We start from the raw sequence: 12,635 nt of genomic DNA on the forward strand, positions 1-12,635 counted from the left end.
GGTGGAGACATGGACAGCGCCCAACTGACGCGCGAGGACCGGTTCCGCATGCTGCTCGCGGAGTGGCATGACCGCGCCGGCGCCCCCGACTGGAACGACGACCTGCTGCGCCTAACCGACGAATGGCGTGCGGTCGCGTGGACCAGCGGCGGCAAAACTCTTCTCGCCGCGCTCGGCCTCCAGTATCAGGAGGTCGCGCTGTGCCGGGCGCTGGCGTGGCTGCTCGACCCCTCAGGCGGACACCACATGGGGCGCGAACTGATCGATGCCTTCTTCGAGGACCTGGGATTGCCCGTCGAGCGCAATGCACCCGTGTCCATCCGCGTGGAGGAGTCGCGTTCTGGCACACGCGCCGACATCGTGCTGCGAGTTGGCGGCCAAACCGTCATCATCGAGGCGAAGGTCTTCGCGGGAGAGCAGCCAGAACAGGCCGACCGGTTGTCTCGTCACTGGGCGGATGACACGCCCGTTCTGGTCTTCCTCACCCGGACAGGCCACCTGCCCTCCACGGCGAAGCAGAGCGCGGACTTGTGGGTCGCCCGGGCCTGGCGCGACCTCGCCCGGCTCGCGCGCGACGTGGCGGACCGCGAGGGGCTCAACCTGTCGGCTGGCGCGCGCGAATACATCGAGACGATCGGAGCACTGTGATGACTGGCGACCCTGTCAACTTCTACGTGCGGAACCGGAAGCAGATCTCCGAGTGGGCCGGTCTCCGGGTGCAGACAGAAAAGCTGATGCGAGACGCCGTATCGAAGGAGTCGCCTGACACAGCCCTCAAGCTCATGACGGGCGAGTCAGGCGACGCCGACGTCGACTTCTACGTGCGGAACCGATCCCTCATCGAGGAGTGGGATGCGCTCCAGGGACCAGCGGGGCTTGCTCTGCATCACGCCTTGCTCGAGGCTGCGACCGGCGTTGGCGCTCGAGCCCACGAGGGGAAACGTGGTTGGACGACCGTCTCCTTGCCCGAGGCAGAGCTCGGCACCCTCGTCGCGGAGCGCCACGAACCGCTTGTGGAACTTGTCTGGACGAAGAGCGACCTCCTTTCGACAAGGAGGGGCTACGCGTTCCCGCGCATGACGCTCGCCTTCAATCCGAATACCTGGACCAAGGATGAGCGCCTCGGCGCCCGAGCCGCGACACGCAAGGTCGCGCACTCGCTGGGCATGAGGCGCATAGGAGACGCCTGGTGGGCCCACTGGGGAGTGCTCCCGGAGATCAACGAGACCCAATCGCTCGGCGACTACGCAGCCGCGTGCATCGACATGCTGAACGAAGGATCCGCGCGCCTCTACCCTGCCGTCCGCGACTGGTTCAGCGAGCTGCCCTCGTAGCCAGCAATCGGCTTAGCGCAGCCGAGCCGCCTTGCAGATGGTCTTGACGTCGCACGTGCGGCACTTGGCGACCTCGGGCCGCGGGTCGTAGTCCCCCTCCCGGAGCCTGCCGACGGTGGCGATGACCTGGCTCTCCGCGACGCCTATCGCAGGCATGCCGACGTCGACCGTGTGGCGGCGCGCCGTGCCCAGATCGTGGATGTACGCCGCCGAGACATCGAGGCCCTCCCTGCGCCCGGCATCGGCGTAGACCTGGAGCTGGAGCGGCTCGATGCCGCCGCCGACCGAGGTCTTGTAGTCGACGATCGCGAGCGAGCCGGCATCGTCGTAGATGACGTCGGCTCGGCCCGCAACCACCACTCCGTCGAGGTAGAGCTCGAATGGACGTTCCGTAGCCCACGTCTTGGCGAGATCATCGGAGTGCTCGGTGACGTATCGGTGGACCAAGCGCCGCGCAGCCTCCCGCATCTCCTTGTGCGCAGGCTTGTTGGCATAGGGAAGATAGAATTCGCTGTCGATCAGCTGGTCGACCTCCACGAGCGTGGGGACCGTGCCCGTGGCCATGGTCGCCTCCGCGACCACGCGCATCGTGTGATGCACCGCGTTCCCGTAGCCAAGCTCCTGCTGGATGGGCGGCATGAACCCGAGCTCGTTCTTGAGGAGGTAGCCACGCGGGCAGGACTCGTATGCGGCCAGCTCGCTGAAGGTGAGCGCAAGCTCCCCTTCCGACTTGGGCGGCTTCGCGACCACGGTGGTCGGGGTGCCCGGACTCGCGAGCAGGCCCTCCGCCTCCTCGAAATACGGTGACGGGCCCTTGCGGTGGCCGTTCTTCTGGCGCGAGTGCGCCGAGAGCAGGAGCGCATCGCGCGATCGCGTGACGGCGACGTAGAACAGGCGGCGCTCGTCGGCATCAACGCCCTCGTACCTCGCGGCGTCGAAGCGCCCCTCGAGCACGCTGGGCCACTCCTGCGCGGCGCCCATGCGACTCGACGGGAAGCGCCCCTTCACGAGGGACGGAAGGAACACCACCGGCCACTCGAGGCCCTTCGAGCCGTGAATGGTGCCAAGGGAGACTCCGTCGACGGAGGCATCCATGCCCTCGAAGGCGTCGTAGCTGCCGCTCGCATAGTTCGCGAGAAGGATCGCGAAGTTCTTGTAGAACCATTCGCCACCGCTCTGGCCGCCGACCTGCTCGCCGGGGTTCTTGGGGTCGCGGCGCGCGCGCCAGCTCACGCCCTCGTAGTCGGCCAGCACTTGGGTGAACCGCGCAACGGTGCCGATGCGGTTACGGGTGTAGGCGTCGGTCAGGTCCCAGTCGCGAACGCCCAGCAGCGCGATGAGCGCGTAGTAGTCACGGACCAGGCTCTCGTTGAACTCGCTCGCGAGCGCCCGGCCCTGCCATGTGGTCAGGTGATCGGTGAGGACGGCGCGCGTCGGTGCCGCGAGGTCGAACGACTCGGCCAGCGCGTCGACGACGTCCTCGAGGGAGACATCCTCGCGCTGGCCCCACTTGCCGACCTTCCACTCGATGCTCGCCAACCACGCGTAGGCCTTGCCGAGCGCTGCGGCCTCGGGCTGCGCGAACAGGCCTGTGCGGCCTCCCGGCTGTACCGGGATCCTGTGATTCTCAAGCGCCGCGAGCAGCGCGGGGTAGGCGGCCTTGCCACGCACCAGGATCGCGATGTCGCGGTACGGCAGGCCCTGTGCGTAGAACGTGGCGATCTGCTGGGCGATCGCATCGGCCTCGTCGGACTCGGTCCCAGTGTCACGTGCGATCGCGACGGACGGGCCGTCGGCCTCGCGCGCGGCGGACATCTCCTTGTCGAAGCGTCCCGGGATCGAGTGAGCGAAGCGGTTCGCGAGATCGACCACTCCGGGGCGTGAACGTCGGTTCTGGAGCAGCTCGAAGCGCTCGACCCCCGGGTAGCGAGCCTGGAACGTGAGGATGTTCTCGACCGCGGAGCCGCGCCACTGGTAGATGGCCTGGTCGTCGTCACCGACGACCACGACGTCCGCCGACCCGTGCGGCTTCGCGAGCAGGCTGATGAGCCTCTCCTGCGCGGGGTTGACGTCCTGATATTCGTCGACGATGAGGTGGCGCAGGTCGGCGGCAACGGCCTCGTGGATCTTGGGGTCCTCGAGCGCGCGGACCGCGTGGACGATCTGGGTCCCGAACGACATCACCTGATAGCGGTCGAGCATGTCGTAGTACTCGCGGGCGGTCTCGGTGAAGGCATCGGCCGGCAGCTCGTCGAGGCCGACGAGCTCGTTCTCGAGGACGTCGATGCCGCGGGCAAACGTCTCGATGTTGGCGAAGAGTCCCTTGTCAGGGTTGAGCGCCTTGATGCCGAGCCCGTACGCCTCGCGGTACAGCAGGTTGGTGAGCTGGTTCTGGTCGAGCGGCGTGAAAGTCTCGAATCGCGGCACGTACTGCTGCAGCATTCGGAAGCAGTAGGCGTGGATGGTGCCGACGAACAGGCGGCCGAGCTCGTCGCTCGCCTCCGGACCCTTCAGCGCCGTCACTCGCTCGCGGATGCGCTCCTTGAGCTCGCTCGCTGCCTTCTCGGTGAAGGTGAACGCGACGATGGCCTCGGGCCTCTCACCGTCGACGAGGAGCGCAGCGACGCGCTGCGAGACGACCTCCGTCTTGCCGGAGCCGGCCGCCGCGACGATCTGGATGTGCGAGCCGCGGTGCTCGACCGCGGCCTTGGCGTCGCCCTCGAGGACAGGGATCGCGACGGGCTTGAGCGGCGCTGGGCGGCTCGTGCGCGGCGGCGCGTCAGGCCGGGTCGTCGGGACGGCGGGCGCTGGCCGCGGCACGATGGGTGGTGCAGGCGGTTGCGTCGGCGCGGGGGCGACGAAGGGCTTCGGCGCGCGCGGCTTGGCGCTCTCCGGTTGCGGCACCCACGTGAACTTCATCTGCTGCCCCTCAGCCTTGCTTCTTGTGAATCCATTGTCGGCACCACGAACTGGGTCCTCGGCTCGCAAGAACCGGGACCCCACCGCTCTGCCGCCACCTGGTCAGTGGCCGAGCGCGTGGACCCGATGACGTCCGCTGAACCAGTAGCCGGTCTCGCGGGACTTGCGGAAGGTGCCCATCCAGCCGATCGACCTCACGTAGACATCGACCTTCCAACTCGCGGAGTCGAGGCCCGGCAGCGCATCACCGAGGGCCGCGAGGTCGGCGTACCAGCCGCTCGCGGACAGGCACTCGAGGATCGCTGTCCGGTCCGCCGAACTCCGCACCGTCAGCGTCGCCGACCCGCTGGGCGACTGCGCCAGATGGCCGGCCAGGTGCAGACCGTCGCCCGCGTCGGGCTGATAGATGTCGAACACGTGCTCCTCAGGCCAGCGCCGGTCGAAGGCGTCGCGCCACGCCCGCGTCTCCGTGTCGAGGACCGGCTCACCGCGCCAGTCCCACGAGCCTGGTGGCTGGTGCGTCAGGGCATTGGACGCGAACTGCGCGACCGCGTTGTCGAGCAGGCCATCGGCGTCCCAGAGCGCCGCAACAAGCGCGAGGGTCGGATCGTCGACCGGCATTCCCAGGTCGCGCCACCGGCGCAGGCCCAGCCCGATGTCGGCCCAGCCGAGCCGGTAGCCAAGCAGGTACGGGAGCGGAAACCAGTATCCGAGAACGTCGGCGTGAGCGCGTTCAGGCACCGGCGATGCGGGAGCGACCGCAGCAGCCCCTGGGGATGCCAAGGCCCGGAACAATCCCGGCACGCCCCACGCCCACTCCCACTGCTCGCCAAGCATGCGGTGGGCGGACAACCCGCCACCGACGAGATTGCCGTGGGAACCCGCCGACACCTCCCGGGCTTGCACGCGCACCAGCGCGTGGGTGGTGGCCGCCATAGGCTACTTCCCGCCCTTGACTCGGGCCTTGAGGACCGCGTTGATCACCTCGACCGCCGTTGGCGCGAAGTCCTTCCAGACCTTCTCGACCTGATCGAGCGCGACCTTGCCCGAGTAGACGGCCTCGCACAGGCGAAGCCAGCCCTCGCCTGTGGCCGTCGTGAGCGCAGAGGCCACCGTCGCGTTGATGACCGTGCCGACCGCAGGGATGAGCTTGATGAGGCTTCGCGCGAGCGCGCGTCCGACGACCTGCACCGCGAGCTGCGCAATCGCCTGCGCGCTCATCATCACCTTGAGATCGAGCTGGTAGACGGCCGCGATCCGGCCCATCATCCCGAGCTGGATCGGGGCGAGAGCGACGGCATCCGCGACCGGGATCGGGGTCGCCGCCGCCGCCGCAGACGCGGTGCCGGCGGCGACGATCGCCTTGCGGGCGAGTGCCCGCTTGAGCGGGAGCGACAGCCGCTGCGCGACGACGAGCGCCTCCTGCGCCTCGTCTGGCGCGAGCGCAAGCGTCATGTCGAGAAGTTCGCCAAGGCCATGCGCGGGACCGCCGTGCTTGCCCTGGTCCACCGCTGCGGTGAGTGCGATGCCCGCGATGGGAAGCTCGATCGCTTCGCCCTGGTGGTCGAATGGACTCGCGATCCACTCGGCGAACGCCTCGACCTGTGCCGACGGCTTCCACTTTCCGCCCGGAAAGTCCCGCGCGCGGATGGTCTTCGTCAGCACCACGATCACCGGAAGCCCACCCGCGGCGAACGCAGTGATCTGGTCGATGTCCGGTTGCGTGAGGCGGTCGGCGCTCGACGTGACGCAGTACCAGACCGCGGAGATGTGCTTCTCGCGCGGGCCGTCCTCGATCACCTGGAGGTTCTCGCGCACCAGGTCACCCGGCACCTTGCCGATCTCGAAGCCTTCGAAGTCCCAGATGCCGAGCGAGGCGTCGGCGTTCGTGTAGTACTGAACGCCGCGGGTGACCGGCAGCCCCACGCCGGTGGGGGCGAGGCCTTCTCCGAACACTGCGTTGACGAGCGAGGACTTGCCGACTCCCGTACCGCCGACGATCGCGAGGTTGAAGCGGCCGATGCGGGCGCGTTCCTCACGCAGCGCAGTGTGGAGCGCCTCCGGATCGATCTGGGCGACCTCGTCGTCCTCACGCGCGCCCGCGGCGCTCTCCTGGTTGTCAGTCATGATTCCCCCAACGTCGGTCGTGATGCTTGAGGTTAGCGACGACCACCGACAAGCGGTCGGTCAACGCACCGGCTACCCGACGGACAACCGGCCAGCGCCGCGGGTCTACGTACGCAGATGACCAGCGAGGGCGCTCGTGACCGCGAGCGGAAGGCTCGCCCCAGATTCCTGGTAGACGTCGAGCAGGTCCATCGCTCCGTCGGAGGTGTGCACCTGTCCGTAGAGATCGAACACCGCGGCCGGCTCGAGGTCCCGCATCAGCACCCACGCGTGCGCGGGAGCCTTCTGGTAGAGCGCGTCGTGCGCGGCATCGTGCCCCCAGCGTTCGCGGAGTCCGACGATCGACGGCCAGCCGAGGACCGGCGTGAGCCACGTTCCACCATGAACGACGGAGGGGTCCTCGGGTCGCTCGCCGCGCACCGTCCACGAGTGCCGCGAGTTGACCATCGTTGACAGCACGTGGGCGATTGCGCGGTGCCCGATGGTCTCGCGGGTCGTGCGTGGGAAGCGCCCGGGCCCACCGATGCCGTGTGCGGCCTCGACCGCTTTGAGGACGGCATGAGGGTTCGGGTCCTCGAGCAGATCCGCTGGCGCCACCAGGAAGTCATCGTGCCCAACGATCCTGATCCCAGCCACGCGCGAGCAGACGATCCGCAGCGCGCTCGTGTCAGGCCACGACACCACCTCGATGAAGGAGCCAAGCTCGTCCTGGACGAGCTCCCGGATCCGCAGGCGGGGGTGCCGCCGGCACAGCTCCGACGCGACCCACCACAGTTGCGCGTCGACGAATCGGTCGGCCGCCCGGAACACCTTGGTGCCGCTCATCGCCCCACCCCCGCGAGGTAGGCGCGGAACGCGCGGTTCGGGTCGGCTGCGGGCAGCGCCGCCACGACCTCGGCGAGCGCCCGCCCCGGCTCGACGCCGAGGTGCCGCGCGGCGTAAAGCGCCGCCACCGTGGGCGTCCGGGATTGCGCGGCGACGCAGTGGAGGTACACCCGCTTGCCCTCGGCGCGCAGCGCGGCCACCGCATCGGCCGCCTCCTCGAGCACGAACGCGAGGTGTACGTTCGCCCCGGGCGTCGCGTCATCGATGAGCCACACCTCCGCGACGTCCGCGCGGCCGATGCGCGCCGGCACCTCGCGTGCGCCGAGCTGGCACAGCGACACGACCGCGTCGATGTCCTCGGGCAGATCGGCGAGGCGGTCGACGCCCCCCAGCAGCACGCCAGCGTCGTGCGGGTGGACCGCGAGCGCGTCGCGCCCGGTCCAGGATGAGTAGTCGACCTTGTCGCCCGAGAGCCAGCCGCGGGAGTCAGCCTCCCCTCCCCTGACTGCGAGCACCGCAAGGCGCGTCAGGTCGCCAGCGCGCAGGCCGGGGTACCCGTGGAGCAGCCGCTGCCAGCCGACCGGGATCGCCGATGCCCCGACAAGGGCGCCCGCGAGCGCGCCGGCGATCGCGGCGACGGTGTCCGTGTCGTTGTGGATGCGGACTGCGGCCTCGATGGTGCGGCGGAATGCGACTGGCGTGTGCGTCGCGGGGTCGCCGAGCACGATGCCGGCCGCGCGGATCGCGGCGTACGCGGCCTGGACGGCGTGGATCACCCAGCCGTTGTGCGCGAAGGAGTCGGGGTCGGCGCCGTCGGCCTCGGCGAGCAGCCCGATCCACCGCTCGCGGCGGGCCTCGGGGAGCGCGGCGAGCGCATCGTCCAGGCTCACGCGCCCGTCGCGGACGGCGAGGTGGATGAGGATGCTCCAGAGGGCGGCGCCGTCGCGGGCGTCGTCCTCGAAGTGGGTCAGCGCGGCGATGGCATCGGCGGCGGCCGCGACCTTCGCGACGCCGTCCGGCTCCGTCATGAAGGCGAGCCCAACGGGCGCGGTGCGCATGACGGATCCGTTGCCGCCGCTGCGCCCGTTCGCCTCGTGGACCCGGCGGGCGGCGTCACGGGCGGCCGCCGCATCGTCCCCCCGCATGCCGCGGAAGACCTGGGAGGTCTGGACGCCGACGTCCTTGGCGACGCGCGCCCAGGCGCGCCAGTCGCGGGCGATGCCGTCCTGCGCCTCGGTGCTCGCGAGGTCGAGCCCGGCAGCGGCGGCGCGGAGGATGGGGACGGCCATGGAGGTGTCGTCGGTCCACTCCCCCGGCGCCCAGGTGTGGTAGCCGGTCATGTCGGCGGCGGTGCCGGCGAGGGTGAGGTGCGGCCGGGCGGGGCCGAACTCGTACGGCGCGCCGATCGCGTCGCCGACGGCCGAGCCCAGGATGGCGCCGGCTGCGCGGTGGGCGATGGAGCTGGTGGTGGTCGTCATGGTGTCCCCCTCGTCTCCCGGGCTGCCCCGAGATCTCGACTTGGCGCAATTCTGCGTCAATTGACAAGTTAGCGCAAGGGTGCGACATTCAATCCTGTGACGACGTACCGCGACTCCTCCGGCAAGGCGCTGACCGACTACCCGCGGCCCTCCGTGGCCGTCGACACCGCGGTGCTGACCGTGGCCGGCGGGGCACTGTCGGTGCTGCTGGTGGACGATGCGCGGGATGGCGCTGCAGCACCCAAGACTCGCCGCCTCCCGGGAACGTTCCTGCATGAGGGCGAGGTACTGGCAGATGCGGTGCGCCGGTCGCTCGCCGACAAGGCCGGGGTCGCGGGTTTGGAGCCGGTGCAGCTGCACGTGTTCGACGGGCCCGACCGCGACGACCGCGGATGGGTGCTGTCCGTGGCGCACCTGGTGGCGGTGCCCGCTCCCCTGCTCGGCGACGCGGCGCTTGTGCCCATCGCTGATGTCGGACCGCTCGGGTTCGATCACGCGGCAATCCTGGCGCTGGCGGTGGCGCGGCTGCGAGCCGACTACGCCGAGCACCCCGATCCGTGGGGGCTGCTAGGCGAGGGCCCGTTCACGCTGCTGGACCTCGAGCGGCTGCACCGGGCCGTGGACCCCGGGAGGCCCGGGCGGAAGGACACGTTCCGGAGGCTGATGGAGCCGCAGCTGGTCGACACGGGAGACCTTGAGCACGGAACCGTTGGGAAGCCTGCCAGGCTGTTCACCAGATCTCGGGGGGACTGATGACGCACACAACGCCGGAGCCGGTGACTCAACTGGAGCTGATCGCGCTCCAGCGGCTGTATCTGGACGCGCGATACCGGGGCGACACGCGTGCCAGTTCGACCATCAAGGCGCTCTTCGAGAGCCGGGCCAAGGAGTACGTCGTCGGGCGGCCGCTCGCGGACGTCATGGGCGCGATCGACGAGGACGGCGAGGAATACGACATGTTCCTCGCATCCTCCGACGACTTGCCGCCCGCTCCTCCGCCCGAATGCCTGGCGCCTCGGCTGCCTCGCGAGGAGCGCAACCGCTGGCTTCGCGCCTATCACCAGGACGGCGCGGACTGGTCGGATGCGGACATCCTCGTGGCCATGGGCTCGGGCATGAACTGACGTGCGAGCGGCGCGACTGCGTGCCGGCGGCGCCCCAGCATGCCTGTGACAAGGTGGACCCATGTCCGAGACCCCGACATCGCTCGTACCGATCTGGCCCCAGTTCGTCGTGCCGGTGCTCCGCGCGATGAGTTCGGGCGAGACCTTGGCACGCCGCACCATCGTCAGTCGAGCGATCGAGTCGCTCGACCTACCCGAGGCGGCCCTCGATGAGACTCTCGGGAGCGGCGGCTCGAGAGCAATCAACCGCACCCAGTGGGCGATGACGCACCTGGGAAAGGCCTCGCTGATCGAACGCGTCGCGCGCGGCGAGTGGAGGATCACCGACGCGGGCCGCACCTGGCTCGCCGCCAACCCCCAAGGCTTCAGCGACTTCCGCACCGCGGACCAGTTCTTCGCGCCCTTCTACCCCCCGAAGTCCACGCACGTGACTCCGACCACGCAACCCGTCGAGGCCGCCGAGTCGGCGGACCCGATCGAGCGCATCGAAGACGGGGTCGGGCTGGCGAACGCGGCCGTGCGCGACGAGCTGCTCGCACGCCTTCGCGGCTCCGATCCGTCGTTCTTCGAGCAAGCGGTCGTCGACGTGCTCCTGGCGATGGGCTACGGCGGCGCCGAGCAGCGGGGCAAGCGCATCGGCGGCACCGGCGATGGCGGCGTGGACGGTGTCATCGATCAGGATGCGCTCGGCCTCGACCAGATCTACGTCCAAGCCAAGCGGTACGCGGCGGGCAACACCGTGGGGCGCGAGGCCATCCAGGCGTTCATCGGCGCGCTTCACGGGGTCAACGCCAGCCGGGGCGTCTTCATCACCTCGAGCTCCTTCACCCAGCACGCGATCGAGTACGCACGCCAGATCAGCACGCGCGTGATCCTCATCAACGGCGAGAGACTCGCGGAGCTGATGATCCAGTACAGGGTCGGAGTCCAGGTCAAGGCGCGGTACGACGTGGTCGAGGTCGACGAGGACTTCTTCGAGTAGCGAGGAAGAGCAACGCAAGGAGTCAGCGTGTTCGTAGGGATCGACCTCGCGTGGGGAGACAAGGCACGTACCGGTCTCGCGGTCGTCGATGCGGAGGGACGCCTCACCGTATCAGGGGCGGTGCGCACCGACGACGAGATCTCGGAGTGGCTCTCGGCACATGCCCACGGCGCGCGCGTCGTGGCCGTCGACGCCCCCCTCATCGTGCCGAACCACACCGGCCAACGCATCGCCGAGAACCTCATCGGCCGCGCGTACGGCAGGTACGGCGCGTCTGCCCACACATCCAACCGTGGCAAGCCGCAGTTCGATCCCCCGCGCGCGGAGCGTCTGGCAGCACGCTTCGGGTGGACGATCGATCCGGCAGCCACGAGCACAGAGACGCAATGCATCGAGGTCTATCCGCATGCCGCGCTAGTGGGCCTGTTCGAGCTGCCGGCACGCATCCTCTACAAGAAGGGGCCCGACCGCGCGGCCGGCTTCGACCAGCTTGCAGCGCTCCTCGAGGGCATACCCGCGCTTGGCCTTCTCGACGGCGATCGCTGGCGCCAGATCCGAGCGACAATCTCGGCACCCCGTCCAGGCGACCTCGACCGTATCGAGGACGAGATCGACGCCATCATCTGCGCACACGTCGCCTGGCTATGGCAGTTCCACCGCGAGGAACTCCACGTATACGGCTCGGCGATCGACGGATATATCGTGGCGCCGCCAGCGCCTTCGCACCCGGCGCGCCTCGCAAAGACGACCAGCGAGGAGCGGCAGACCCGTGCGCCCGCGCTCACGATCCGTGGACTCGAAGGCCAGGCGCATGCCACGCTCGTGAGCCTCGCCGCGCGTAACGGACGCTCGCCCGCCGACCAGGCGCGGGCGCTGATCGAAGCGGAGCTCAACCGCATCGCTGACGCGGAGACCGTCGTCGATCGACGACCCGGCTGACGACAGGCGCCTCAGTTGAGGTTGTAGCCGAACTTGCGCGACAGCAGCGTCTGCTTGAAGTGCGACTCGGCCTCGTCCACCTGGTCCGGCGTCGCGTTCGATCCGAATACTCGCAGCAGGCTCCAGGTGAAGTGCTCTGCGTGGTCAGGGTCGACCCCGAGCGTCTCCTTGAGCGCGACGTTGCCGCCATGCCCCGTCTCGGCGTACTGGCGCCACCGTCCGAGGATCCGCTCGCCGCCGTCGGCCTTGCCCACGTAGAGCCTTCCCGTGCGGGCATCCGCGATGAGGTAGATGCCCTGGACCGCACCGAGTGCGGTCCGCCACGACGCATATCGCGAATCTGACATCACCTCGCGCAGCTCGGCGTAGGTCAGGGCGACGCGATCGAAGCCCGGGAATGCGACCGCCGCCGGGTCCGAGATCTCCACCACCGGGAACCGCGCAGCGAGCTCGCCGCGCTTCGACCAGTTGATCGCGTCCGCCGACCACTCGACGACCAGGCGCCCATCAAGCGCGTCGAGCAGGTCGGACTCATGCAGGTCGAAGTAGCGGTGCGTGTCGGTGCGCTCGGCGGCGACCTCGCCACGGTTCTCATACGCGCCGTACAAGCGGCATCGGCGCTTCCCGTCGGCGAGGAAGACCAACCACCGGCGCGGCGGGTTCCTAGGGAACTTGACGCCTCGTGCCGTCTGGCGCCGCGTGTACGCGAGCACGCTGTCGGGCGTCAGCGCGCTCGCGGAGCGAAGCCCGTCCTCCTTGAACGTATGCCGGATCACCAGCACATCGTCCAGGTCGGTGATTCCCGCCGCTGCCAGCAGGTTCCCCAAGTTCAGCGCGCCCTGCCAGGCGCCCCTCGCGTTCTCATCCCCAGTCATGGCGCCAGCGTAGGGGCCGCATCCGACACTCG

The 12,635-nt window shown here is 69.4% G+C and carries 12 protein-coding genes; 6 read left to right on the top strand and 6 right to left on the bottom strand.

Annotated features, from left to right (window positions below):
- Window positions 1-9 precede the first annotated feature (9 nt).
- Together AOM04_RS00690 and AOM04_RS00695 are read left to right on the top strand one after the other, a co-directional pair.
- Window positions 10-648, top strand: a complete 639-nt coding sequence (locus tag AOM04_RS00690; protein ID WP_062460823.1) for a PD-(D/E)XK nuclease family protein — start codon at window positions 10-12, stop codon at window positions 646-648.
- A complete protein-coding gene (locus AOM04_RS00695) occupies window positions 648-1,334 on the top strand; it encodes a hypothetical protein (protein ID WP_156160549.1) in 687 nt (228 codons plus the stop codon). The genes AOM04_RS00690 and AOM04_RS00695 overlap by 1 nt, the downstream gene beginning before the upstream one ends.
- 12 nt (window positions 1,335-1,346) lie before the next feature.
- Here AOM04_RS00695 and AOM04_RS00700 read toward each other — a convergent pair whose 3' ends face one another.
- The 5 genes from AOM04_RS00700 to AOM04_RS00720 form a co-directional block, all read right to left on the bottom strand.
- Complete coding sequence (locus tag AOM04_RS00700; protein ID WP_062460830.1) at window positions 1,347-4,253, bottom strand: ATP-dependent helicase; 2,907 nt, start codon at window positions 4,251-4,253, stop codon at window positions 1,347-1,349.
- 102 nt (window positions 4,254-4,355) lie between these two features.
- Window positions 4,356-5,189, bottom strand: a complete 834-nt coding sequence (locus tag AOM04_RS00705; RefSeq protein ID WP_062460833.1) for a hypothetical protein — start codon at window positions 5,187-5,189, stop codon at window positions 4,356-4,358.
- Between the two features lie 3 nt (window positions 5,190-5,192).
- On the bottom strand, window positions 5,193-6,380 hold the full coding sequence (locus AOM04_RS00710) for a GTPase family protein (RefSeq protein ID WP_062460836.1): 1,188 nt from the start codon (window positions 6,378-6,380) through the stop codon (window positions 5,193-5,195).
- A 105-nt stretch (window positions 6,381-6,485) separates the two neighbouring features.
- Window positions 6,486-7,205, bottom strand: a complete 720-nt coding sequence (locus AOM04_RS00715) for a TY-Chap2 family putative peptide chaperone (RefSeq protein ID WP_156160550.1) — start codon at window positions 7,203-7,205, stop codon at window positions 6,486-6,488.
- On the bottom strand, window positions 7,202-8,683 hold the full coding sequence (locus AOM04_RS00720) for an ADP-ribosylglycohydrolase family protein (RefSeq protein ID WP_062460842.1): 1,482 nt from the start codon (window positions 8,681-8,683) through the stop codon (window positions 7,202-7,204). The genes AOM04_RS00715 and AOM04_RS00720 overlap by 4 nt, the downstream gene beginning before the upstream one ends.
- A 96-nt stretch (window positions 8,684-8,779) precedes the next feature.
- Between AOM04_RS00720 and AOM04_RS00725 the strand changes: the two genes are divergently transcribed.
- The 4 genes from AOM04_RS00725 to AOM04_RS00740 all read left to right on the top strand — a co-directional run bounded on the left by AOM04_RS00725 (window position 8,780) and on the right by AOM04_RS00740 (window position 11,728).
- Complete coding sequence (locus tag AOM04_RS00725) at window positions 8,780-9,436, top strand: NUDIX hydrolase (protein WP_062460845.1); 657 nt, start codon at window positions 8,780-8,782, stop codon at window positions 9,434-9,436.
- The gene (locus tag AOM04_RS00730) at window positions 9,436-9,807 is read left to right on the top strand and encodes a hypothetical protein (protein WP_062460848.1); all 372 of its coding nucleotides are present in this window, start codon (window positions 9,436-9,438) and stop codon (window positions 9,805-9,807) included. The genes AOM04_RS00725 and AOM04_RS00730 overlap by 1 nt, the downstream gene beginning before the upstream one ends.
- 61 nt (window positions 9,808-9,868) lie before the next feature.
- Window positions 9,869-10,789: a restriction endonuclease gene (locus AOM04_RS00735; RefSeq protein WP_062460851.1), complete on the top strand. Its 921-nt coding sequence runs from the start codon at window positions 9,869-9,871 to the stop codon at window positions 10,787-10,789.
- A gap of 27 nt (window positions 10,790-10,816) precedes the next feature.
- Complete coding sequence (locus AOM04_RS00740) at window positions 10,817-11,728, top strand: DUF429 domain-containing protein (RefSeq protein ID WP_062460854.1); 912 nt, start codon at window positions 10,817-10,819, stop codon at window positions 11,726-11,728.
- A gap of 11 nt (window positions 11,729-11,739) precedes the next feature.
- Here the strand turns inward: AOM04_RS00740 and AOM04_RS00745 are convergent, their stop codons facing one another.
- The gene (locus AOM04_RS00745; RefSeq protein ID WP_156160551.1) at window positions 11,740-12,603 is read right to left on the bottom strand and encodes a GIY-YIG nuclease family protein; all 864 of its coding nucleotides are present in this window, start codon (window positions 12,601-12,603) and stop codon (window positions 11,740-11,742) included.
- Window positions 12,604-12,635 lie beyond the last annotated feature (32 nt).

Origin of the sequence: Demequina soli (assembly GCF_000971195.1) — a bacterium.
In the GTDB taxonomy this organism is placed as follows: domain Bacteria; phylum Actinomycetota; class Actinomycetes; order Actinomycetales; family Demequinaceae; genus Demequina; species Demequina soli.